The sequence below is a fragment of the Nocardia sp. NPDC051911 genome (assembly GCF_040681035.1).
In the GTDB taxonomy this organism is placed as follows: Bacteria; Actinomycetota; Actinomycetes; order Mycobacteriales; family Mycobacteriaceae; genus Nocardia; species Nocardia sichangensis.
The window spans coordinates 142,827-164,591 of sequence record NZ_JBFAXY010000013.1 but is presented as its reverse complement, the minus strand read 5'-3'; the positions used below and the strand labels follow the sequence as shown (position 1 = coordinate 164,591).

At 67.7% G+C, this 21,765-nt stretch carries 21 protein-coding genes and 2 pseudogenes; 5 read left to right on the top strand and 18 right to left on the bottom strand.

Annotation, left to right across the window (positions count from 1 at the left end; genetic code table 11):
* Window positions 1–987: 987 nt before the first annotated feature.
* Both AB0L97_RS18530 and eccB read right to left on the bottom strand, forming a co-directional pair.
* A complete protein-coding gene (locus AB0L97_RS18530; RefSeq protein ID WP_364430905.1) occupies window positions 988–1,317 on the bottom strand; it encodes a hypothetical protein in 330 nt (109 codons plus the stop codon).
* A 640-nt stretch (window positions 1,318–1,957) separates the two neighbouring features.
* Entirely contained in the window at window positions 1,958–3,454 is a 1,497-nt protein-coding gene (eccB, locus tag AB0L97_RS18525; RefSeq protein WP_364430902.1) for a type VII secretion protein EccB, read from the bottom strand.
* A gap of 112 nt (window positions 3,455–3,566) precedes the next feature.
* Here eccB and eccE point away from each other — a divergent pair, with 112 nt between their 5' ends.
* Window positions 3,567–5,210 (top strand): type VII secretion protein EccE, encoded by a 1,644-nt coding sequence (gene eccE, locus AB0L97_RS18520; protein ID WP_364430899.1) that lies wholly within the window; start codon window positions 3,567–3,569, stop codon window positions 5,208–5,210.
* 15 nt (window positions 5,211–5,225) lie between these two features.
* On the opposite strand, the gene AB0L97_RS18515 is transcribed toward eccE, so the two are convergent.
* Window positions 5,226–5,786, bottom strand: a complete 561-nt coding sequence (locus tag AB0L97_RS18515; protein ID WP_355076227.1) for an NAD(P)H-dependent oxidoreductase — start codon at window positions 5,784–5,786, stop codon at window positions 5,226–5,228.
* Between the two features lie 201 nt (window positions 5,787–5,987).
* Between AB0L97_RS18515 and AB0L97_RS18510 the strand changes: the two genes are divergently transcribed.
* On the top strand, window positions 5,988–6,173 hold the full coding sequence (locus tag AB0L97_RS18510; protein WP_364430895.1) for a hypothetical protein: 186 nt from the start codon (window positions 5,988–5,990) through the stop codon (window positions 6,171–6,173).
* Window position 6,174: 1 nt separating this feature from the next.
* On the opposite strand, the gene AB0L97_RS18505 is transcribed toward AB0L97_RS18510, so the two are convergent.
* The gene (locus AB0L97_RS18505) at window positions 6,175–7,164 is read right to left on the bottom strand and encodes an NAD-dependent epimerase/dehydratase family protein (RefSeq protein ID WP_364430892.1); all 990 of its coding nucleotides are present in this window, start codon (window positions 7,162–7,164) and stop codon (window positions 6,175–6,177) included.
* 5 nt (window positions 7,165–7,169) lie between these two features.
* The gene (locus AB0L97_RS18500; protein ID WP_364430889.1) at window positions 7,170–7,979 is read right to left on the bottom strand and encodes an S-methyl-5'-thioadenosine phosphorylase; all 810 of its coding nucleotides are present in this window, start codon (window positions 7,977–7,979) and stop codon (window positions 7,170–7,172) included.
* A gap of 197 nt (window positions 7,980–8,176) precedes the next feature.
* Here AB0L97_RS18500 and AB0L97_RS18495 point away from each other — a divergent pair, with 197 nt between their 5' ends.
* Window positions 8,177–8,500 (top strand): metal-sensitive transcriptional regulator, encoded by a 324-nt coding sequence (locus AB0L97_RS18495; protein WP_355076219.1) that lies wholly within the window; start codon window positions 8,177–8,179, stop codon window positions 8,498–8,500.
* Between the two features lie 5 nt (window positions 8,501–8,505).
* Here AB0L97_RS18495 and AB0L97_RS18490 read toward each other — a convergent pair whose 3' ends face one another.
* The 5 genes from AB0L97_RS18490 to AB0L97_RS18470 all read right to left on the bottom strand — a co-directional run bounded on the left by AB0L97_RS18490 (window position 8,506) and on the right by AB0L97_RS18470 (window position 14,116).
* The gene (locus AB0L97_RS18490) at window positions 8,506–9,441 is read right to left on the bottom strand and encodes a TAXI family TRAP transporter solute-binding subunit (RefSeq protein ID WP_364430885.1); all 936 of its coding nucleotides are present in this window, start codon (window positions 9,439–9,441) and stop codon (window positions 8,506–8,508) included.
* The gene (locus AB0L97_RS18485; RefSeq protein ID WP_364430882.1) at window positions 9,438–10,859 is read right to left on the bottom strand and encodes a HAMP domain-containing sensor histidine kinase; all 1,422 of its coding nucleotides are present in this window, start codon (window positions 10,857–10,859) and stop codon (window positions 9,438–9,440) included. The genes AB0L97_RS18490 and AB0L97_RS18485 overlap by 4 nt, the downstream gene beginning before the upstream one ends.
* A gap of 28 nt (window positions 10,860–10,887) precedes the next feature.
* Window positions 10,888–11,547: a response regulator transcription factor gene (locus AB0L97_RS18480; RefSeq protein ID WP_195084845.1), complete on the bottom strand. Its 660-nt coding sequence runs from the start codon at window positions 11,545–11,547 to the stop codon at window positions 10,888–10,890.
* A 46-nt stretch (window positions 11,548–11,593) separates the two neighbouring features.
* A complete protein-coding gene (locus tag AB0L97_RS18475; protein WP_355076211.1) occupies window positions 11,594–12,997 on the bottom strand; it encodes an MFS transporter in 1,404 nt (467 codons plus the stop codon).
* 285 nt (window positions 12,998–13,282) lie between these two features.
* Window positions 13,283–14,116 carry an LLM class F420-dependent oxidoreductase gene (locus AB0L97_RS18470; protein ID WP_355076209.1) on the bottom strand — a complete coding sequence of 278 codons (834 nt, stop codon included), beginning with the start codon at window positions 14,114–14,116 and terminating at the stop codon, window positions 13,283–13,285.
* Between the two features lie 173 nt (window positions 14,117–14,289).
* Between AB0L97_RS18470 and AB0L97_RS18465 the strand changes: the two are divergent.
* Window positions 14,290–14,721: pseudogene (locus AB0L97_RS18465) on the top strand (Hsp20/alpha crystallin family protein); the annotation flags it as partial.
* 148 nt (window positions 14,722–14,869) lie between these two features.
* Here the strand turns inward: AB0L97_RS18465 and truA are convergent.
* From truA to infA, 8 genes are all read right to left on the bottom strand, one after another.
* Complete coding sequence (gene truA / locus AB0L97_RS18460; protein WP_364430877.1) at window positions 14,870–15,745, bottom strand: tRNA pseudouridine(38-40) synthase TruA; 876 nt, start codon at window positions 15,743–15,745, stop codon at window positions 14,870–14,872.
* 106 nt (window positions 15,746–15,851) lie between these two features.
* Window positions 15,852–16,373, bottom strand: a complete 522-nt coding sequence (gene rplQ / locus AB0L97_RS18455) for a 50S ribosomal protein L17 (RefSeq protein WP_355076207.1) — start codon at window positions 16,371–16,373, stop codon at window positions 15,852–15,854.
* Window positions 16,374–16,423: 50 nt separating this feature from the next.
* On the bottom strand, window positions 16,424–17,482 hold the full coding sequence (locus AB0L97_RS18450) for a DNA-directed RNA polymerase subunit alpha (RefSeq protein ID WP_039796155.1): 1,059 nt from the start codon (window positions 17,480–17,482) through the stop codon (window positions 16,424–16,426).
* 107 nt (window positions 17,483–17,589) lie between these two features.
* Window positions 17,590–18,195, bottom strand: coding sequence for a 30S ribosomal protein S4 (rpsD, locus tag AB0L97_RS18445; RefSeq protein WP_355076205.1), 606 nt, complete (start codon window positions 18,193–18,195; stop codon window positions 17,590–17,592).
* Window positions 18,196–18,215: 20 nt separating this feature from the next.
* Window positions 18,216–18,629 carry a 30S ribosomal protein S11 gene (rpsK, locus tag AB0L97_RS18440; protein WP_039795647.1) on the bottom strand — a complete coding sequence of 138 codons (414 nt, stop codon included), beginning with the start codon at window positions 18,627–18,629 and terminating at the stop codon, window positions 18,216–18,218.
* A gap of 9 nt (window positions 18,630–18,638) precedes the next feature.
* A complete protein-coding gene (rpsM, locus tag AB0L97_RS18435) occupies window positions 18,639–19,010 on the bottom strand; it encodes a 30S ribosomal protein S13 (protein WP_039795645.1) in 372 nt (123 codons plus the stop codon).
* Between the two features lie 248 nt (window positions 19,011–19,258).
* Window positions 19,259–19,372, bottom strand: a complete 114-nt coding sequence (rpmJ, locus tag AB0L97_RS18430) for a 50S ribosomal protein L36 (RefSeq protein ID WP_011207363.1) — start codon at window positions 19,370–19,372, stop codon at window positions 19,259–19,261.
* A 150-nt stretch (window positions 19,373–19,522) separates the two neighbouring features.
* Complete coding sequence (gene infA, locus AB0L97_RS18425) at window positions 19,523–19,744, bottom strand: translation initiation factor IF-1 (protein ID WP_003418601.1); 222 nt, start codon at window positions 19,742–19,744, stop codon at window positions 19,523–19,525.
* A gap of 512 nt (window positions 19,745–20,256) precedes the next feature.
* Here infA and AB0L97_RS18420 point away from each other — a divergent pair.
* Window positions 20,257–21,765, top strand: a pseudogene (locus AB0L97_RS18420) (hypothetical protein); the annotation flags it as partial.

Here is a 21,765-nt window from a genome sequence, read left to right as displayed (position 1 = left end):
GTGCGAGCGCGTTTCCCAGAGTTGAGCGCGCTGGAGGTCATCAAGCGCATCGAGGCCACCGCCCATGCCCCCGCGGAGGGATGGAGTCCCTACGTCGGCTATGGCGCTGTGGATCCAGTACGGGCGCTGACCGCTGAGGTAGTCGGCGCATTGCCGCCGAAACCACCAGCGGCAGCCAGAAGTCTTGAGCTTCCGATTCCATCGGCTGCACCACCGCCGAATAATCGCGCACGCAACGTCACACTCGTTGGAAGTGGCGCTGTTACATCATTGCCGATCTTGGGAATGCTCGGATCTTCCCCATCCGACGCAGATTCGGCATCACACGAGAAGATTCGTAACGGAACTGAAAATAAAGACCGACGCGGTCAGCGACGCTTCCCCAAGGGACGCAGCCGATCGCGAGCCCTTGGGGAAGTTTTGTTTACTGAGCCATCGTTTGCGGTTCGATATAGTATCTTCCAGTCCGCGCGTCCAGGCTACAATGGTTCCACTTCATCTGATTCGTCTGTCGAAGATAGACATCACACTGAAGCTCATTCTCGAATGTCTGCTCTTTCGCCAGCGCCGAACCACTGTTTAGCGTACTCAATGCACCGGCGCCTGCGGCGATTAAGAGAACCAGCGTCACTTTCTTCAAGATGCTTTGCATTTTCTTCCTCTACTATAACCAGCCCTAAGCGCGCCTCTCTTCAGGACGTCACCCTTCCGATGCCGCGCTGCCAACAATCTACGGGGCTCTACTTGCTGCTGTAATACACGGTTATCGAAGGCCAAACACCGTCGGAAGTAATCTCGTTGTGTAAGACGAGATCTTGAACCGAAACGTCTCCGAGCTGCTCGATCGAGGCCGCGACGGTACGGAGCAACTTCGCAACATCTCCCTGCCCCTGACCAGCTGGGTTGGACTGCGAAAAGTGACTTATTTGATAGTGAGATCCTGCCATGACTTCTCCTTGGGGTTAAATCTCATCGACGGTTCCGCTTCTACTTGTTACGGTCACCGTTATACTTCTCGGCCTGCTTTATTTTTTGCATAGCACGGTTGTACGCCGCCTGGTCATACGGACGCCCGGCATTCTTGTTGTCTATCGCCTCTTGCTCTTCACGAGACAGCTGCGCTGGTGATGGCGCCTCTTTGATGACATCGGAAACGGAGATGCTACGGCTATCGGCGATGCGCCGACCGCACCAACGCCAAAGGCAGCGAGCAAAATCGCGCCTGCGGCGATCGACTGGCGAGTATACGACACGTGACTTTCCCCTCCTGTTGTTAACTGCAACGACATCACGCTCGGTGCGCGATGCAATCCGCATCTTCGTGCGGATCCTGAGGCTTTGAGGAGTACAGACTCCTCAACCTCCTAGGCTTGGATGCAGGACTTCGGGGCCGTCACATGTGTGCGGCTCAACCTGCGTGCGCCTGCCGATTTCGCGAACCGAAGCCGGCCGTGCATGTGCAGATCAGGACCGCTTTGCAACAGCTCCTCCATCTCACATCTTTGCCCTTCACTGTCTATAGACGCGCCCAATCGAAGATCAGTTCCATCAGTTCTGAAAATTTTCGAGCGACCGATGCCGGGAGGCAAGGGACTGGCGACTGCATCTTCGTTGGCAATCATCGCCACATCCGGGATCATCGTGGGTCCACCCGCCAGGTCACAAACTGGGAGGCGGGCCCCGCTTCTCCATATCTAGCGCCTCTAACGCCGTTGTCCTACAGCCGTAGCGGATGCAGCGCCGAAGGCATAGAGCAGACTGTCCCCACCGACGGCTGTCTGTCAGAACGCGGACGTATCATCCAGACGCAGAAGTATTTACAAGCCGGGGTGTGGGTTGAATCGGCAGCCACTAACCGTCTTCGACGCAGACCGTTCCCTTGTAGCTCCGCTGGAAGCTGCCCCCACCCGGTGTCATGCTGGCCTTGCAGGCGCGGACGCGGCGGTGGTGCTGGGGCTCAATTTTGGCTCTTTATCAGCTCTTTCGCCGGATTCGTGTCTGGCGCAACGCCGTCGTGGGCCACCATCGCGTTCTGGCGGCTGAGGGTTGGGCCGGAGGCGAGCAGGCCGACGATGGGCCATGGAGCCGGTTCCGGCTGGCGCACTCCAGACTCCGTACTCATGCCGAGCGCTTTGACCGCCTCGGCATCCCTGATACCGAAGCGCACACCTGTATCGGCGATGTAAAACATGCCGTCCTTGCGGCGGCTGTCCGGTTCGATGCCGGTGCTCTGGACGAAGGCCCCGGAGCCCGGTTTGAAGTACACAGAGTCGACGTTGTCGCCTTTCCCGTCCGCCTGCGCGAGGGGAACCAGCCTAGCGCTGCTGTTCATCGGTAGATCGCTGCCATCGATGACGGATAGCTCCGCACGCAGCGCGACGTCAACATTACCCTCGACACCCGGTATCGGCCTCCACGACATACAGCTGATCGGCCGTGCCTTGGGTTGGATCACCATCGGGGCGACGTCGGGATAAGTGTCGACCTTCAACGCGTTCGATATCGGCGCGTGCTGCTGCTCGTAATCGCCAATGACGGTGCCGTGATCTGGATTCCGCTGCGAAGCCCGGATCACATCGGCAGTGAACGGGCTGATGGGCTGCAGGCCATTGTGCAGAATGACGAAATATTGGTTCGACTTGCCGGTGACCTGTACGACCGTGCCGATCTTCAGACCGTTGATCGAATAGCCGGACGGCTGGCCGCCCGGATCGGCAATCGTCGGTGGCACGATCGCATTCACCTCAGGAATAGCGTTCAGCAGGCCCTCACTGATCGGGCGCGGTGTCATGCCCCGGATCCCGAGCGGACCCGCGACGGCTGGGTCGTTCACATCCACGCGAGCCCGCGATTTGTTCCAGATCAGATAGGTCGCTTCCTTGCCCTTCACCAGCAGCGCCTTGTCCTTGCCCATCGCCGACGCCTTGTCGCCGAGTTCCAGGTCGCCGACGAGAACGGAGGTGCTGCGGTCATCGGTGCCGTCGGTCTTCAACGAATCGCACACCGTCCACGCGCGCCCCTTCCCCTCCTTGTCGAAGGGCAGCGAGCTGGGAGCGCCTGGGATGCCGATCAATTGGCCGCGCGGCTTCTTCCCGAGTTCGGACTCCTTCACGGTCGCGGGCTTGGCGGCCTCACCCACGGCCAGGCGGGCCGAGGCGAGGTTGAGAGACGGGTGCACCACGTTATCGATCACCGCGTAGACGGCGCCGGAATCCTTGCCGATCAGGATCTTGTTGTCATCGCCGACTTTGCCCTGCGGGCGCAGCAACGCGAGCACGCCGCATCCGGCCAGTGCGACACACGCCAGGATCAGACCGGCCGCGTACGCGCGGGACTGGGAACGCATGGGGTCGTGCAGCATTCGCACATCCCTGCGCACCAAGGCGTGCTCCATCCGCCGGACCAGAAAGCGGTAACCGCTGACCTGCCAGCGAGTGGTGGGTTTCGAAGCCATTATTCCTCCCCCGAACAGTGCTCGCGTTCGCCGAACACAGTACAGTTCCCGGGGACTGTTGTTCAGCTCGGCCGCGGCGAACCGGCCGATATCGGGTACTTGGGGGACGACGATGGCGGAACCGGCCGGTGCGGGACCACGACCGCTTTTCGGGCGCGTCTCGATGCGGAACCTGCTGATCGCCCAGATCATCGGGCTGATCGCCGCGGTCGTCGCACTGTTCGCCGGTTTGCCGGGGCTTCCCACGCTCGGCGTGGCGGTGGTCGTCGCGCTCATTCCGCTGATTCCGGTCGCCGGACGCACTGTGCTGGACTGGATCGCGACCTGGTGGCGCTATCTCACGCACCGGGACTACGAACTCGGCGACACCGTCGATTTCCGCGGCGCCGATGGTCGCTCGCTCGGCCTGTACTGGGACGGCAGCCGCGTGGTGACGGTGGTCGAGGTACTGCCTCCCCCCGGCGGGCTGACCAGGATCGCCCGCACCACGGTGCACGCCTCGCACCTGCTTCCGCTGGCGGAGCTGGCGAAATGCTTGAACCAGCACGACATCCTGCTCAGCGGCATCGACATCATCAGCCACGGGCATCGCAGCCGTTCCGGCACGCCCGCGGGCAAGATCTACGAATCGCTGCTGGGCCCGCTGCCCGCCACCGCGCACCGCACGGTGTGGCTGGCGATCGGTTTCGACGCGGTGGCCTGCCCGGAGGCCACCGACCGGCGCGGCGGCGGAGCCGAAGGCGCGTCGCGCGCGGTCACCATCGCCACCCAGCGCATCATGCGCACGCTCGAGGATGCCGACTGCAACGCGCGCATCCTCACCGCGCCCGAGATCCGCAAGGCGGTCCTGCAGATCACCGGCGGCTACGATCCGCGCACGCTCGAACACAGCTGGCGCTACGCGGAAATCGGCAACAGCGTGAACATCGGCAGCGCCTTGGATCCCAAGCGACTCGAATCGGACCTGCTCGCACAGCTCTGGGTGGCCCCATCACGCGGCACGACGGTGGCGGTTCGGTTGCGCCCCGGCAGTTCCGCCGACTCGGTGAGCATCGGCGCCGCCTGGCGGCTGACCGCACGGGAACTGCCCGAACGCTCCGAGCTGCCGGGCATGATCTCGATGAACGGACGCCACCGCGACGGGCTGCTGGCCCACCTGCCGCTCGCGGTTCCCGGCGTGGACGACACCATTCCGATGATCGAGCACCTGATCGACATCGTCGACGATCTGCACCTGCCCTCCTCCGGCTGCGGCCAGCTGATCGGTTCCGATGACGAAGGCAACGGCGTGGCGGCTCGCATCGTCGGCGCGGGCATCTCCACGGTGTATGTCGCCGGCGAGCTGTACCTGGCGCAGCAGCTGGTTTTCCGGGCGCTCGCGGTCGGCGAACGGATCCTCATCCGCACCGACCGAGCACGGGCCTGGGAGAACCTGGTCACCACCATCGGCAATCCGGAGCGCCTGACCATCGCGATCGAAACCCACCAGTCCGACGCGGGATTCACCGCCACGGTGGTGGACGGGGTGCTCGCGCCTGCCCCGCACGCGGGCGTCACCACCATCTACGTCACGGGCGATCCGATGGGCTGGCCCGCCGCCCGCCCCGACCTGGCCATCCACCAGCCCGGCGCGATCGGCAACCACGTGGTGCTGCGCACCGGCACGGCACAGGTCGACCTGACGCTGGTGTCCATCCCGAGCGAGGCGACCTACATCGGTCAGCCGCGCGGCCGACGCGCGATGCAACCGCAGTAAGCGAGCGCGATAGCGCTAACCGGGGTACGGATCGGCCGTCCGAGCTGCTCGCAAAGTACGTGCCCACCAGGCCAATTGACGCAACATTCGTTCCGCGGCGTCGATGGCCGCCCCGTCGCGGGTGTCGCCTGTCTCGTCGAACCGCTTCTTTGCCTGGTGGAAACTGACCGTCTCGCGAACCGACACCATATGGATCTCGGCGACCACTTGCCGCAACTGCTCCACCGCGCGCAAGCCACCGGAAAGGCCGCCGTAGGAGACGAAAGCGATGGGCTTCGCGCGCCACTCGTGCTTCGCGGTGTCGAACGCCGTCTTCAGCGATGCCGGATAACCGTGGTTGTACTCCGAAGTGACGACGACGAACGCGTCCGCGTCCCGCAATCGCGTGCGATAGGCCGCGGTCTCCTCGTTGTCGGTGAGTTCGACCGGCAACGGCGTATGCGCGAGATCGATCACGCCGACATCGAATTCGGGACGAGCGCGCACGGTACGTAGAAACCAGTCCGCGACCACCGGCGCGAACCGCTCCGGACGCACACTGGCCACGATGACCTCGAGCCGCAACGGGGTATCCACCGCGCGAGCCTAACTCGGACTCCTCCCGCCCCCGCGTACCGGCGCGCTCCAGAGCATCTCCCGCCGTTCACGAGTGCCCGATACCAGGAACACCGGATACCCCGCGACCGGCGGAGCAGGTCGCGGCACTCGCCACGGTGCTGAACCGACCACTGGTGGCGCGCGAACTCGACGACGAGACCGAGGCAGCTGGCCGCCACCATGCCGCGGGAGTACGTCGACGCGTTTCTCGGTTTCTTCGTGGCGGGCAGGCTGGATGAGGCGACGCTCTGTCCGACCGTCGAGCAGGTGACCGGTCGGCCTCCGCGCAACTTCGAGCAATGGTCGAACGCCCACGCGGAGGCATTCGCGCCGCACCGAGCCGCATCCGGCGATCCGGGTGCCTGATTCAGTCGGTGGCCGCGAACTCGGCCAGACCCTGCGCCGGCGCCACCGAGGCGGTGAAATCCAATACCCGTCTCGCCTTTTCCGGGTCCGCGACGAAATGCCGGACGTCGCCGATGCGGTATCGGCCGGTTACCACCGGCGCGGGGCCACTGCGGGCGCGCGACATGATCGAGGCCACTTCCCACACCGTGATCGGCTGCCCCGAGGCGATGTTCAGCGCGACGAAACCGGGCAGCGAACGCTCGACCGCCGCGACGGTGGCCGCGACCGCGTCGCGCACGTGCACGAAATCCCGGATCTGTCCGCCGTCTTCGAACACCTGCGGCGCGCGGCCCTGTGCCAGCTCGGCGTGCAACCACCCCACCAGCCCGGCCCGCGCTCCCGCGCCGTACACGTTGTGCATTCGCAGGGCGGTCACCGCACCACCGGTCGCCAATCCCCAGGCGAGCGCGTAATTCTCTTGCGCGACTTTGCTCGCCGCATAGGGACCGCGCGGACGCAGTGGCGCGTCCTCGCCGACCGGCTCCCACGTCAAGATCTCGCCGGTGTGCGGAGCGCGATGATCGAACATGCCTCGGTCGAGGTCGGCCCTGCGACGCAGGTTGGGGAAGAACGGGCCGCTCTGCACGCCGCGATAGCGGCCTTCGCCGTAGACCGCGACGGACGAGGCGAGCACCAAGCGGCCGACTCGCGCCCGCTCCATGGCACCGAGCAGCACGGCGGTCCCGACATCGTTGTGCGAGGCGAAGTCGGCGGCCAGCGCGCCCGCGGTGACACCCGCGAAGTGGCAGACCACGTCCACTCCGTCCAAGAGGGGTGCGAGCCCTTCGGCGTCGCGCACGTCCACCCGCTCGATCTCTTCCGGTGGTCGTGCGTCCGGCCCGTGGTCGCGAAGCAGGTCCACCCCGGTCACCTGGTGTCCCGTGGCGAGCAGCGCACGGCGCAGGTGCCCGCCGAGGAACCCGGCCGCTCCGGTGACCAGCACCCGCATCGGACTCAGGGCAATTCGAACGGCAGCGACACGTCCGCGTGGACACGGCACTTGTCGCAGGTGTCGGTGCCGTCGACCGCGGCCACCGCGCGGCGGACGAGCTCCTTGAAGGGCACGAGGTTTCGCTTGAACTCGGCGAAGACGTCGACGGCGCGCACCCCCTCGCCCTCCTCCAGACCGGCGTCCAGATCGGTGACGAGGGCGACGGCGGCGTAGCACATCTCGAGTTCGCGGGCGAGCACCGCCTCCGGGTGGCCGGTCATGTTCACCAGCTCCCAGCCCTGGGCGGCGAACCACCGGCTCTCGGCGCGGGTGGAGAAGCGCGGACCCTCGACCACGACCATCGTGGCCGCGTGCATCATGTGCAGTTCGTCGGACTCGGCCTTGATGGCCGCGGCCCGCAGTTCCTCGCAGTACGGGTCGGCGAAGGACACGTGGATGCCGCCGCCGTCGAAGTAGGTCTGCGGACGACCGGAGGTCCGGTCGACCAGCTGATCGGGCACCGCGACCGTGCCGGGGCCCCAGTCCGCCCGCAGGCTGCCGACGGCACAAGGCGCGAAGATACGGCGCACGCCCAGCGAACGCAGGGCCCACAGATTGGCCCGGTAGGGCAAGGTGTGCGGCGCGAATTCGTGGTTCTTGCCGTGGCGCGGCAGGAACGCCACCGGCCGCCCCTCCACCTCTCCGACGGCGATGCCCGCGCTCGGTGCACCATAGGGGGTGTCGACCTCGACGATGGTCGCCTCGTTGTCGAAGAAATCGTAGAAGCCGCTGCCGCCGATGACGGCGAGCGCGGGCCGGGGGTGCGAACTCATACCTCAATTGTCTCGTCCCCGGGTGGCCGTCGCGCGCCGGGATCCGCGTTACCCTGCTTTCCGGCGGAACACGGACCGTTCCGACCGGGCGGGGTCTGCCGCACCATGCGGCCCGACCTGACAAGACGCCCCCGGAACTGTACCCTAGGGGGGTATTGATCCGGTTCCGGCGACCGGCAGGCAGCGAGGAGACATCGGTGGCAGCTTCCCCCCACGACCACACGGCGGCCGACCACGCCGCGCACGGCTACATCACCGCCAAGGACGACTACCTCAAGCGGCTGCGGCGCATCGAGGGTCAAGCGCGCGGTCTGCAGCGGATGGTCGAGGAGGAGAAGTACTGCATCGACATCCTCACTCAGGTGTCCGCCATGACCAAAGCCCTGCAAGCGGTCGCGATGGGCCTGCTGGAGGATCACATCAGCCACTGCGTCGTGGACGCGGCCGTCGCGGGTGGCCCGGAGGCCGAGGCCAAGATCAAGGAAGCGACCGACGCCATCGCCCGCTTGGTCAGGTCCTGACGGAACTATCCGTGCCAGCGGCGATAGACCGCGGCAGCTCCCGGGTGCAGCGGAATCGGGCCGGTGCTGATCAGCGACCGGCCGTCGAGGAATTGGGTGCCCGCCGCCTCGGTGGGCACCAGCGCGTCGGCGTGCCACACCAGTAGTTCGACGATGGCCGCGGCCACCTCCTCGGACATACTGCCCGCGGCCAGCAAGAGATTCGCCACCCCGATGGTGTGCACCGAGACCCCGCCCGGATAGGCATCCGCGGGGATCGCCACCCGGTCGTATACCGGCCCGAACCGGTCCCGCATCGGCGCGGCCAGTTCGCCCATGTCCACGAGCCGCATCCGGCTCGGCACCGCGAGCCGTGCCGTCGGCACGCCGCCCGCCCACAACAGCGCGTCCACGTCGCCAGCGGTCAGGGCGGCCACCGCTTGCGCCAAGGGGCGATGGGCGATCGCGACGTCGGCGCTCGGGTCGAGCCCCGCGACGCGCAATATCCGTGCGCCGGTCAAGGCCGCGCCCGATCCCTCCGCGCCCAGACTCACCCGCGTTCCCCGCAGATCCGCGACCGAACCGATCGGGCTGTCCGCCCGCACGACCAACTGCAGGTAGTTCTCGTAAACCCGGCCCAGCGCGAACACCTGATCGGCGCTGTCGCGCACCGAATCCGCGAGCGCGAGCGCGGCATCGACCTCACCGCGCGCCAGCAACGCCAGATTGTCCTGCGAACCCGAGGTGGTGACCCGCTCGATCCGCACACCCCCGGCGTTTTCGGCGGCGAGGCCGAGCAACCCCGCGAAGGCGTGATAGAAGCCGCCGACCTCGCCGGACGCCAGCCGCGCGGTGGCGCCCCGGCCGCCCGGCCCACAACCCGCGAGCCCCGCCGCGACGGCCAACGCGAGGAAGCCGCGCCGACCGACGCCGCGCCGGACGATCGGCTCCCGGCCGGTCATCGGGCCTCCGCCTCGGGTAGGCGCACCGAGACCGCCAGACCATGCGGACGCACCGCGGCCACGGTGAGCACGCCGCCGCGCGCCTGCGCCAATGCGGCGGCGATCGGCAGGCCCAGCCCGGAGCCACCGGCCCCCGCGGCCGAACCGCGGAAGAAACGGGTGGTCAGCTTGTCGAGCTCAGCGGGAGGAACACCGCTGCCGTCGTCGCGGACGGTCACCGTGACCCAGCCCGGCTCGGTCGCGACGACCAGATCGATGTTCGCGCCCGCGCCCGCATAGCGTGTCGCGTTGCTCAGCGGTACGTCGAGCATCTGCGCGAGCACGTCGGCCGGGACCGCGACGTCGGCGGGCCCGGCCACGGCCGCCACGCGCAATCGCTGTCCGGCCGCCTCGAATGCCGAGCACCAGGCGTCGAATCGGTCGGCGATCACTTGCACGGCGTCGCACTGGTCGTCGCCCTCGGCCGTGCGGGCGACGTCGAATGCCGCCGGGGTCTCGGCGACGGCCAAGCTGAGCAAGCCGTCGAGCAACGCGGTGAGCCGCTCCACCTCGGCGCCAGCGTTGTGGAAGATGCTCGCCGCGCTCGCCGGGATCGCTGGTTCCAGGGAATCGAGGCGAATGGTCAGGGCGGCCAGTGGATTGCGCATCGCGTGTGCGGTGTCGGCGACCAGCTGGCGCTGCGCGTCCGCCGAATCGGCCACGGCCAGCGCCATCGCGTCGAACGACTCGGCCAGCGCCCGCATCTCCGGCGGCCCGCCGTAGCGGCCCGCGATCGATACCGGCGCGACGGTGTCGGCGCGCGGCTTGGGCAGCGTCGCGGTCAACTCCGCCACACCGTGCGACAGCGCCGCGAGCGGCCGCAGCACCCAGCGGCCGATCGTCACCGCCAGCAGCACGAACAGCGCCATCGCGACCACGCCGCCGAGCACGATCACCGCCCAGTCCCGCGCGATATCACCGCGAGCACGGGCCGTCGACGCCTCGATCACCACGGCCCCGTTCACCTGCACGCCGGTGCCGACCGGCCGCGCGACCAGCATGCTCGGCGCGCCCCACGGCGTCAGCTTGTCCACCGCGTGCGGACGCTGATTGCGGCGCGCGGCCGCCACCGCCGCGACGATGCCGGGATCGTCCATGTCCGCGCCCGCGTTCACCGTCGGCGCACCCCTGGCGTCGACCACGAGCACGTTCTCGCCGTACAGCTCGTGATAGCGCAGCACCTCGTCGGCCAGCGCACGGCTGTCCCCCGCGGTGACCGCGTCGTCGGCGAGGGTGGCGAAGCGGTCGGCGTCCCCCGAGCGCGCGAGCACCAGCTGCTGGGTGCGGCTGGTGGCGATGGTCAGCGACAGCGGGACCGCGAACGCCAGCACCGCGATGGCCGCGAACAGTGTCAGCGCGACCAGCAAGCGACGCCGCATGGCACACCTCCGGCCCGCCGGACCGCGCTCACTGCCCCCACCGATACCCGTACCCGCGGATGGTGGTGATCAGGCCGGGCCGGTTGAGTTTCGCCCGCAAGCCCGTCATGTGCACGTCCAGCGAACGCGAGACCGCGACGAAGGCGTCACCCCAGATGCGGTCCATCAACTGCTGACGGCTCACCGCGGCCCCCGGCCGTTCCACCAGCGCCTCGACCAGCTCGAATTCCTTCTGAGTCAGCGATACCGGCTCCCCGGCCACCTCGACAACGCGGGCGCCGAGATCGACCCGCACGTCACCGGTGACGATCACCGACTGCGCCTGTCGCGCCGCCGCGGCCGCCCGCCTGGTGACCGTCTCCAGCCGCGCGACGAGTTCCGCGATGCGCGGCGGCTTCACCAGATAGTCATCGGCGCCACCGCGCAAGCCTCGCACGATCGAGCGTTCGTCACTGCGCGCGGTCAGGATCAGCACCGGAACCGAACTCACCTCGCGCAGTCGCCGCAACACCTGCAGACCGTCGCCGTCGGGCAGTCCGAGATCCAGAATCACCGCGTCGTAGTCGCGGTGCGCGATCAGCAGATCCGCGCCGCGGCGCTTGCGTTCGGCGCGGTAGCCACGGGCGTTGAGCGCCTCGACCAGCGCGTCTCCCACGCCGTCGTCGTCCTCGACCACCGCAAGCCGCACGCGCCGATCCTCCCACAGTGGGCGGACCGGCGCGTGTGCCGGTCGGTCAGTCACGCACGGTGACCATCGGCCGACCCGGCTCGGCCCCCGCGGCGCCGGACCCGGTGTCGGCGCTCGCGGTGGGCTCGGCCGCGTCGATCGCCGACGAGGCCGAGGTCTCCCGCATGAAGTAGTAGGTGATCAGCGAGACGGCGATGCAGCCTGCGACATACCAGAAGTACAGCGACTCGTGGCCGCCCTTCTTCAGCGCGAGCGCGATCGTCTCGGCGGTGCCGCCGAAGATCGCGACGGTCAAGGCATAGGGCAGCCCTACGCCGAGCGCGCGGATCTTCGTCGGGAACAGCTCGGCCTTCACGATCGCGTTGATCGAGGTGTATCCCGTGATGATCACCAGCGCCGCCATCATCAGACCCCACGCGGCGACCGGATTGGTGGTGCGTGCGAGCACCGTCATGATCGGCACGGTCAGTAAGGTGCCCGCCACGCCGAAGAAGATGAGCAGCTTGCGTCGGCCGATCCGGTCCGACAGCGCCCCCGCCAGCGGTTGCAGCACCACGAAGACCAGCAGCGCGATGAAGTTGATCCACGCCACGGTCGACTTGGAGATGCCGGAGGTGTTGATCATGAACTTCTGCATGTAGGTCGTGTACGTGTAGAACGCGACCGTTCCGCCCAGCGTCAACCCGACGACCAGCAGGCATTCGCGGGGGTACTGCAACAGGATCCGCAGGGAGCCACGCGATTCCCGCACCTCGGCGGCCGTCGCCGCGGTCTTCTTCGGCCGCTGTCCGGATTCGGCGCGGAACTGCTCGGACTCGTCCATGCCGCGCCGCAACCACATCACGATCAGCGCACCGGCGGCGCCGATCACGAACGGGATCCGCCAGCCCCAGGCGTTCATCTGGCCGGCGTCGAGGAACTGTTGCAGCACGATTTGCACCCCGAGCGCGACGAGCTGTCCTGCCACCAAGGTCACGTATTGGAAGCTCGAGTAGAACCCGCGCCTGCCCGCCGAGGCCACCTCGGACAGATACGTCGCACTGGTGGCGTATTCACCGCCGACCGACAACCCCTGCAGCAGCCGGGCGACCAGCAACAGAGCCGGAGCGGCCAGGCCGATGGTCTGGTAACCCGGCGTCGCCGCGATCATCAGCGAACCGGCGGCCATCACGGTCACCGACAGGGTCAGGGCCGAGCGCCTGCCGAACCGATCGGCGTACCGACCCAGTGCCCACCCGCCGATCGGGCGCATCAGGAAGCCGACCGCGAACACGGCGGCGGTGGACAACAGTTGCGCGGTCGGATCGTCCTTCGGGAAGAACGTCTTCGCGAAGTACACGCTGAACGCGGCGTAGACATACCAGTCGTACCACTCGACGAGATTGCCGATGGATCCGCGCAGAACATTCGCGACCACCCGGCGCTCGCCGACGGGCTGTGTCGTAGTCACAACATCTCCTTCTCCGACGCCTCATCACGTCGTCGCAGATCAGTGTGTCGACAGTCACACGCGCGCGAAATGGCTCTCGAAGCTTCCTAACAGTCCCTTAGGACGATCGCCGGAAACAAAACCCGGCCCCCGGCGCAGCGCCGGGGGCCGGAGACGGGCGGTCAGGATCCCGCGGTCAACAGCGCAGCAAAGGTACACAGCGCCAAGGGCCGGAGACGGGCGGTCAGGATCCCGCGGTCAACAGCGCAGTAAAGGTACACAGCGCCGGGGGCCGGAGACGGGCGGTCAGGATCGCCCGGTGAGCAGCGGAGCGAGGGTGCGCAGAGCCGGGAGGTAGTTGTCGCCGAGGATCTGCACCGCGACGTGGTCGGCGCCCGCGTCGGCGTGTTCGGACAGCTGGGCGGCGATCCGCTCCGGCGTGCCGTGCGCGATGACGGCGTCGAACAGCGCCTCGCTCGGCGGCACGGTGAGGTCGGCGTCGGTGAAACCGAATCGGCGCAGGTTCGACGCGTAGTTGGTCAGGCCGACATAGAACTTGACGGTCTCATCGGCGACCGCGTGCGCCGTGCCGGCGTCGTCGGTCAGCACCACCTTGTGCTCGGTCGCCAGCAGCGCGTCCGGGCCGACGATCTCGCGGGCCTTCGCGGTGTGCGCCGCGGGCACGAAATAGGGCAGCGCGCCCAGCGACCGCTCGGCGGCCAGCTTCAGCACGCGCGGGCCGAGTGCGGCCACCGCGCGACGTTCGGCGGGTACTCCCGCGGCGTCGAGGTCGTCGAGATACTCGACAAGCGCGTCGTACGGCTTGCGGTACTCACCGGTGTGCTCCGGGTGTCCCGCACCGATGCCGAGCAGGAACCGGCCCGGGAAGCGGGCCTCGATCCGGTGGAACGAGTCGGCCACCTCCTTCGCGGGCGCCGCCCAGATGTTCACGATGCTGGTGGCGACGGTGATCGTTTCGGTCGCCTCCAGCAGCGGTTCGACCGTCGCCAGATCCGCCGGAGGCGAAGCCCCCAGCCAGAGCGCGCCGTATCCGAGCCGCTCCAATTCTCGCGCGTCTTCCGGGCTGAACCCGTTGTACGCCCGCCACACTCCGAACCGTCCGAGACTGTCGAATGCCATGTCCCGACCCAACACACGCCAGGAGGGCGCTATTCCGGCCGGGCCCGTGCACTGCCAGGACGGCCCCGTCGGGTCGATGCCGTCCCGATTACCGAGGGCTACTGTGGCTATTGCACAGCTATCGGCGCCCGGCGCCTGGCCGGCGCCACCACTAGGAGATGGAGGTGATTGCTGTGCTTCGATTCGATCCATTCCATGACATCGACACCGTTGCCCGCCAACTGCTCGGTGAGACTGCCGGAACCGGTCGCGCACCGCGATTCATGCCGATGGATCTGTTCAAAGCGGGAGATCACTACGTTCTGAACGCGGATCTGCCCGGCGTCGACCCCGGCTCGATCGACGTCAGCGTCGACAACGGCACGCTCACCTTGCGGGCGCAACGCACCGTGCCGAGCGAAGAAGGCGTCCAGTGGATCGCCTCGGAACGTTTCGCGGGCACCTTCATGCGCCAGATGTCCCTCGGCGAGAACGTCGACGTCGAGAACATCAGCGCGACCTACAACAACGGCGTGCTGTCGGTGACGATCCCCATCGCGGAGCGTGCGAAGCCGCGCCGCATCCAGATTTCCGGGGCGTCGCACGAACCGAGGACCATCGAAGCGCAATCCGGCCGGTCCACACCGATGTCGCCGACCCAGCAGGAGCAGGCTCAGCAGTCGGCACAGTCGCAGCAGCAATACCCGCGGTCATCGAAGTGACCGCGTCCGCTACCCGCACCCGAGCACGGGTGCGGGTAGTGCGCGGACATTCTCACTCGCCGCAGCAGCCTCCGCCAGGTACCGGAACCGACCGCATCTCCCGCGTCTGCGCGTTGCGGGCCGCGAGTTCCTCGTCGGCCGGGTAGTCCACGCCTATCAAGCTCAAACCATGTGCGGGAGCGACGGTCACCGAACTGGAGCGCTCGGTCTCCCGCAACAGATCGGCCACCCATTCCGGCGTCCGCCGCCCTTCGCCGACGGCGAGGACCGCGCCGACCAGACTGCGGACCATCGACCAGCAGAACGCGTCCGCGCTGACGTAGGCGATCAGCAGGTCACCATCGCGCACCCAGTCGAACCGCTGCAGCTCCCGTACCGTCGTCGCACCCTCCCTGCGGCGGCAGAAGGCGGCGAAGTTGTGCAGCCCGATCAACTTTCGCGAAGCCGCCCGCATCGCGTCGACATCGACGTCGGATCGGCAGGCGACCACGCTGCGGGCCTGGAGCGGCTCCGCACCGTACGGCGCGGTGGTCAGCCGGTAGGCGTAATGGCGGCGGATGGCGGAGAACCGGGCGTCGAACTCCGGCGCGGCCGGGCGCGCGTGCCTGATCCGCACGTCCTTCGGCAGGAAGCGCGCCATCCGGTGCACCAGTTTCGCCGCGTCCAGTTCACCGGCGGTGTCGAAATGCGTGACCTGCCCCTCGGCGTGCACGCCCGCGTCCGTACGGCCCGCCACGGTCAGCTGGATCGGCTCGCGGAACACCTTGCTCAGCGCGTCCTCCAGCACCCCCTGCACGGTGCGCAGACCAGGCTGACGCGCCCAGCCGACGAAATCCGTGCCGTCATAGGCGATGTCCAACCGCACCCGGGTGCGTGGCACGTCGATACCGGGCACGCCCGGTGCGTCCTCGCCCGGTCGACCCGACATCGATCCCACCGATTCCTCCACGGTCACATGATCCTCTGGTCGAAACGAACGAGCCCGCCGACCCAGTGCGGGTGGCGGGCTCGTGCGCGAACTCCGACGCGAAGCGTCAGGCGTCCTTCTTGTCCTCGGCGGCCTCGTCGGCAGCCGGAGCCTCGGCGGTCTCGGCGACGGCCTCGTCGGCCTCCTCCTCGACGACCTCGGCGGCCGGAGCCTCCTCCGCCTTCTTCGAGGCGGCCACGCGACGGGCGCGATCGGCCTCGTTGGTCACGGTCTTCTCGCGAACCAGCTCGATGATCGCCATCGGCGCGTTGTCACCCTTGCGCGGCAGCGTCTTGGTGATGCGGGTGTAGCCACCCTCGCGCCCCTCGAACGACGGGCCGATCTCCGCGAAGAGCTCGTGCACGACATCCTTGTTGCGGATCACCTTCAGCACCTCGCGACGGTCGGCCAGGGTGCCGCCCTTCGCCTTGGTGATCAGCTTCTCCGCGTAGGGACGCACGGCCTTGGCCTTGGCCTCGGTGGTGGTGATCCGGCCGTGCTCGAAGAGCGCCGTGGCCAGATTGGCGAAGATCGCCTTCTGGTGCGACGCCGACCCGCCGAAGCGGGCACCCTTCTTGGGCTTGGGCATTGTGGTGTTCTCCTTGTATGAGGCCGGGCCGGGGCGCCTACCCCGGCGGCCTAGAGCTGTTCGGTCTCGGCGTAGTCCTGCTCGCCGCCGTCGGTGTCGCTGAACGTGCCGCTGTCGCTCCACGTGCCGGTGCTCGCGTCGTAGCCGACCACGCTGGACGGATCGAACGACGCGGGGCTGTCCTTCAGCGAGAGGCCGAGCGCGTGCAGCTTGACCTTGACCTCGTCGATGGACTTCTGACCGAAGTTGCGAATGTCCAGCAGATCCGACTCGGTGCGGGCGACCAGCTCGCCGACGGTGTGCACACCCTCGCGCTTGAGGCAGTTGTAGGACCGGACGGTGAGGTCCAGATCCTCGATCGGCAGGCCGAACGAGGCGATGTGATCCGCCTCGGCCGGCGAGGGGCCGATCTCGATGCCCTCTGCTTCGACGTTCAGCTCACGGGCCAGGCCGAAGAGCTCGACCAGGGTCTTGCCCGCCGAGGCGAGCGCGTCCCGCGCGCTGATGGAGTTCTTGGTCTCCACGTCCAGGATGAGCCGGTCGAAGTCGGTGCGCTGCTCGACGCGGGTCGCCTCGACCTTGTAGGTCACCTTCAGCACCGGCGAGTAGATCGAATCCACCGGAATCCGGCCGATTTCCGCGCCGGACGCCTTGTTCTGCACGGCCGGGACGTAGCCGCGACCGCGCTCGACGACGAGCTCGATCTCCAGCTTGCCCTTGTCGTTCAGGGTCGCGATGTGCATGTCCGGGTTGTGCACCACCACGCCGCTGGGCGGGACGATGTCACCGGCGGTGACGGTGCCCGGACCCTGCTTGCGCACGTACATCGTGACCGGCTCGTCCTCCTCGGAGGACACGACCAGGCCCTTGAGGTTCAGGATGATGTCGGTGACATCCTCCTTCACGCCCGGAACGGTGGTGAACTCGTGCAGGACGCCGTCGATGCGGATGCTCGTGACCGCCGCCCCCGGAATCGAGGACAGCAGGGTACGCCGCAGCGAGTTGCCGAGGGTATAACCGAAGCCCGGCTCGAGCGGTTCGATGGTGAACTTCGAGCGGTTCTCGGCGACGACCTCTTCGGTCAGCGTCGGACGCTGTGAAATCAGCATGTGGATCATCCTCCTTTTGGGCGCCCGCTATTTGACGCCTCGTCTCAGGGGTTGTGCCTGGCCGCCCAGCGGGGCGGCCACGCACCAGCGGCACGTTGTGCCAAGTCTTACTTCGAGTAGTACTCGACGATCAGCTGTTCCTGCAGCGGCACATCGATCTGGGCGCGCTCGGGCAACTGGTGGACCAGGATCCGCAGCCGGCCGGGGAGCACCTGCAGCCAGCCCGGAACCGGACGGTCGCCGACGGTCTCACGCGCCACCTGGAACGGCAGGGTGCCCAGCGACTTCTCCTTGACATCGATGATGTCGTACTGGGTGACCTGGAAGCTGGGAACGTCGACCTTCTTGTTGTTCACCAGGAAGTGGCCGTGCGAGACCAGCTGACGAGCCTGACGGCGGGTACGGGCCAGACCGGCGCGGTACACGACGTTGTCCAGGCGGGTCTCGAGCAGACGCAGCAGGTTGTCACCGGTCTTGCCCTTGAGGCGGTTGGCCTCTTCGTAGTACCGGCGGAACTGCTTCTCCATGACGCCGTAGGAGAAGCGGGCCTTCTGCTTCTCCTGCAGCTGGAGCAGGTACTCGCTCTCCTTGATCCGCGCGCGGCCGTGCTGGCCGGGCGGGTAGGGGCGACGCTCGAACGCCTGGTCGCCGCCGACGAGGTCGACGCGCAGACGACGCGACTTGCGGGTGATAGGGCCTGTGTAACGAGCCATTGTTCGTTATTCCTTTCCCGCTAGACGCGACGCCGCTTGGGCGGACGGCAGCCGTTGTGCGGCTGCGGGGTGACATCGGAGATCGTGCCCACCTCGAGGCCGGCGGCCTGCAGCGAGCGGATCGCGGTCTCGCGGCCCGAACCGGGGCCCTTCACGAACACGTCGACCTTCTTGACACCGTGTTCCTGCGCCTTGCGGGCGGCGTTCTCGGCGGCGAGCTGCGCGGCGAACGGGGTCGACTTGCGCGAGCCCTTGAAGCCGACATGACCCGACGACGCCCAGGAGATGACGTTGCCGTTCGGGTCGGTGATCGACACGATCGTGTTGTTGAACGTGCTCTTGATGTGCGCGTTGCCGTGCGGGACGTTCTTCTTGTCCCTGCGACGCGACTTCTGGGTCTTCTTCGGGCCCGCGGCCCGACTCTTCGGAGGCATCGGTTATCCCTACTTCTTCTTGCCGGCGACGGTGCGCTTCGGGCCCTTGCGGGTGCGCGCGTTGGTCTTGGTGCGCTGGCCACGCACGGGCAGGCCACGACGGTGGCGCAGGCCCTGGTAGCAGCCGATCTCGATCTTGCGGCGAATATCGGCCTGCACCTCGCGGCGCAGGTCACCCTCGACCTTGAACTCCGAAGCCTCGATGTAGTCACGCAGCTTCGTCAGATCGTCGTCGCTGAGATCCTTCGAGCGCAGGTCCGGGCTGACGCCGGTGGCCTCGAGGATCTCCTTGGAGCGGGTACGGCCAATGCCGAAAATGTAGGTCAGTGCGATCTCCATGCGCTTCTCGCGCGGGAGGTCGACGCCCATGAGACGTGCCATCTGGCAGTTTCCTTAATCGTTGCGGAGGTCTGCTCCCTGTCCGTCCCCTCGTCTTGGCGGGGCACCGGCCTCCGAACCGGTGGTAGGCGCGCACGCCCAGGGCGAACCCTGATTTCCGCAGCGTGCGGCTGGTGCTGGGAGTTCTTCTTGCCAATCCGAACTGCGGTTCGGTGCTTGGCTGGTGTCGCGTCGAGCGTTCGCCGTCGGCAAGCCTCGGGCGGGTGGTGCGAGGTCTCCCTCGCCTCCGCTCAGCCCTGGCGCTGCTTGTGGCGCAGGTTGTCGCAGATCACCATGACCCGGCCGTGACGGCGGATCACCTTGCACTTCTCGCAGATCTTCTTGACGCTCGGCTGAACCTTCACGTCCGTCCAATCTGTTGTGGTTCACAGGGGTGTGAACACAGTTTTTCCCCAGTCGGCGACTGGGGAAGCTCTGGTGTGAGTCTTTCGACTCGGCCCCGGCTCACGCCGGGACTGCCGGCTCGCAACCGACGCCGATCGCGCCGGGCACGATCACTTGTAGCGGTATACGATCCGGCCACGCGACAGGTCGTAGGGCGAGAGCTCGACGACCACACGGTCCTCGGGGAGGATGCGAATGTAGTGCTGCCGCATCTTCCCGCTGATGTGCGCGAGAACCTTGTGTCCGTTCTCGAGCTCGATCCGGAACATCGCATTGGGCAGCGGCTCGACAACTCGACCCTCGACCTCGATGGCCCCGTCTTTCTTCGCCATGTCCTCCGCGATCCCGGTTACGCTCAACCTGGTTTGTTTGCTGGTTCTGCTCGAATGGGACCGATCGCCGGAGCGAACCGCTCGCACACAAACAGGCGGCGCCTAGGTGCACCGCCGCTCCAGCTTACCGATCCGTTCCGGATCGGGCAAAAATGCCTCCCTGTATACCCGTGTCGCCAGCGGTTTCGCAGCCGTCTTCCCACTCGTGGCGGGCCTCGGACGCTGCGCCGCGACGGCACCGGGTTGTCGCGTAAACTGGCCGCTGTCCAGGTATTTGGGTCGAACGGATCGAGGGGGACGCGTGAGCCGGCGCAGCGTGCGAGCCACCGGCGTGGGCGCTCTCGGTCACGGCCGAAGCGAGCGGCAGGGAGGCGAGGCCGTGAGTAATCGTAGCGAGCGAGTCAACGGCAGAGCGTCCCTGGCCACGACCGAGCCGAGCGGGCAGCGAGGGCAGTCGTGACCGAGCGCAGCGAGCGAGAGATCGGCACGCCGAACATCGGCGAGGCGCAGTCGTGAGCCGTAGCAATGACGGCCTGCCCATGCTGCCGCCGTGGCTGTCGGAGAGCGACGTCAGCCAGAGCGGCTACGAAGCGCCGGTACAGAACCTTCCGCACGACGACCTCATCGAGGACTTCCCCAGCCGCAGGCGCGGCCGTTTGCGCGGCCGCGCGCCCGAGGCGGAACGCCCGGATGCCGCACGGCCGGAGAAGCGCCGTAAGGGCTGGCGCCGCGACAAGCACGAGGGGAATGCCGAGGAGGATCAGCGGCAGGGCGACGCGAGTCGCGCGCCCGCGCCGGTTCCGGAGGAGCCCGCACCGGCTCGTGCCCCGCACGAGTCGTGGCAGCAGCCACAGGAGTCCTGGCAACAGCCGCAAGATTCTCTGCAACAGCCGCAAGATTCTCTGCAGCAGCCACAGGAGTCCCGGCAGCAGCTTCCGCAAGAGTCCCTCCGGCAGCAGCCGCAAGAGGCCTGGCAGCAGCCGCAAGAGGCCTGGCAGCAGCCGCAAGAGTCTCGGCAACAGCCATACCAGGCCTGGCAGCAGCCGCAAGAGTCTTGGCCCCACCCACAGGCGGCCCAGCACCCGCAGGGGTCCTGGCAGCAGCCCGGCTACGACCGCACTCCACCGGCGCAGGACAATTCGTGGCAAGCGCCGCCGGAGCGCACCGGCGCTCCGCAGCACAGCCTGCCCACGCGCAATCCGTCGCAGCCCTCACCCGGTTTCCAGCCACTGGGCAGCAGGTCCGCGAACCCGCCCGCGTCGAGCGAACAGCAGGCGGACCGGCCGGAGCTCCCGCCGCCGCCCCGGCAACCAGCCGACGACCGGCCCGCTCCGCCCCGGAACGACGAGCATGCCCCGCCATCGCACGGCCAGAGCACGCCGGGCCAGGGCGTCGGCGGCCGACCTCCGCTCGGGCCGAAGCACGGTGGATGGCCGTCCACCGGCAACCCTCGCCTCGATGCCGCCCTGTCGGCCGTGGCTCCGAGCCTGTGGCCGAACTCGGCTCCGCCCAATCGGACCACCCCACCGATCGGCCCGAGCCCGACCGGAAACGAGGCGACTCAGCGCGGCGAGTCTCGCGAGACCCCACCCGCCGGTCCGAACCAGACCTGGCCTACCTCGACATCGACCGGCCGCGAACCGGCCGCGCGATCGCCTCGAGCCGGATATCCCGCCGCGCCTCCGTCCGCTCCGGACCAGGCGGCGCGGCAGGGCGGACACTCCTCGACACCGACAAGCACACAACCCGCACCGCAGCCACCCATCGACCCGGCGACGCCGACTCCCGACCGACGCAGGGCCGACCACACCGCGCGGCAGAACGCTCAGGCACCGACCGGCGTGCCATCCGCTCCGGAGCAGGCGGCGCGGCAGGGCGGACACTCCTCGACACCGACAAGCGCACAGCCCGCACCGCAGCAGCCCATCGACCCGGCGACGTCGACTCCCGACCGAAGCACGGCCGACCACACCGCGCGGCAGAACGCTCAGGCACCGACCGGCGTGCCATCCGCTCCGGAC

What these genes read in the sequence shown, in the direction of transcription:
- truA (WP_364430877.1), bottom strand. Translation starts at nt 15,745, where the DNA reads ATGTCGGGTCGACCGGGCGAGGACGCACCGGGCGTGCCCGGTATCGAC.
- eccB (WP_364430902.1), bottom strand. Translation starts at nt 3,454, where the DNA reads ATGGCTTCGAAACCCACCACTCGCTGGCAGGTCAGCGGTTACCGCTTT.
- rpsK (WP_039795647.1), bottom strand. Translation starts at nt 18,629, where the DNA reads ATGCCTCCGAAGAGTCGGGCCGCGGGCCCGAAGAAGACCCAGAAGTCG.
- eccE (WP_364430899.1), top strand. Translation starts at nt 3,567, where the DNA reads ATGGCGGAACCGGCCGGTGCGGGACCACGACCGCTTTTCGGGCGCGTC.
- infA (WP_003418601.1), bottom strand. Translation starts at nt 19,744, where the DNA reads ATGGCGAAGAAAGACGGGGCCATCGAGGTCGAGGGTCGAGTTGTCGAG.
- AB0L97_RS18450 (WP_039796155.1), bottom strand. Translation starts at nt 17,482, where the DNA reads ATGCTGATTTCACAGCGTCCGACGCTGACCGAAGAGGTCGTCGCCGAG.
- AB0L97_RS18500 (WP_364430889.1), bottom strand. Translation starts at nt 7,979, where the DNA reads ATGAGTTCGCACCCCCGGCCCGCGCTCGCCGTCATCGGCGGCAGCGGC.
- AB0L97_RS18490 (WP_364430885.1), bottom strand. Translation starts at nt 9,441, where the DNA reads ATGACCGGCCGGGAGCCGATCGTCCGGCGCGGCGTCGGTCGGCGCGGC.
- rplQ (WP_355076207.1), bottom strand. Translation starts at nt 16,373, where the DNA reads ATGCCCAAGCCCAAGAAGGGTGCCCGCTTCGGCGGGTCGGCGTCGCAC.
- rpsD (WP_355076205.1), bottom strand. Translation starts at nt 18,195, where the DNA reads ATGGCTCGTTACACAGGCCCTATCACCCGCAAGTCGCGTCGTCTGCGC.
- AB0L97_RS18485 (WP_364430882.1), bottom strand. Translation starts at nt 10,859, where the DNA reads ATGCGGCGTCGCTTGCTGGTCGCGCTGACACTGTTCGCGGCCATCGCG.
- AB0L97_RS18510 (WP_364430895.1), top strand. Translation starts at nt 5,988, where the DNA reads ATGCCGCGGGAGTACGTCGACGCGTTTCTCGGTTTCTTCGTGGCGGGC.
- rpsM (WP_039795645.1), bottom strand. Translation starts at nt 19,010, where the DNA reads ATGGCACGTCTCATGGGCGTCGACCTCCCGCGCGAGAAGCGCATGGAG.
- AB0L97_RS18505 (WP_364430892.1), bottom strand. Translation starts at nt 7,164, where the DNA reads ATGCGGGTGCTGGTCACCGGAGCGGCCGGGTTCCTCGGCGGGCACCTG.
- AB0L97_RS18470 (WP_355076209.1), bottom strand. Translation starts at nt 14,116, where the DNA reads ATGGCATTCGACAGTCTCGGACGGTTCGGAGTGTGGCGGGCGTACAAC.
- AB0L97_RS18530 (WP_364430905.1), bottom strand. Translation starts at nt 1,317, where the DNA reads ATGCGGATTGCATCGCGCACCGAGCGTGATGTCGTTGCAGTTAACAAC.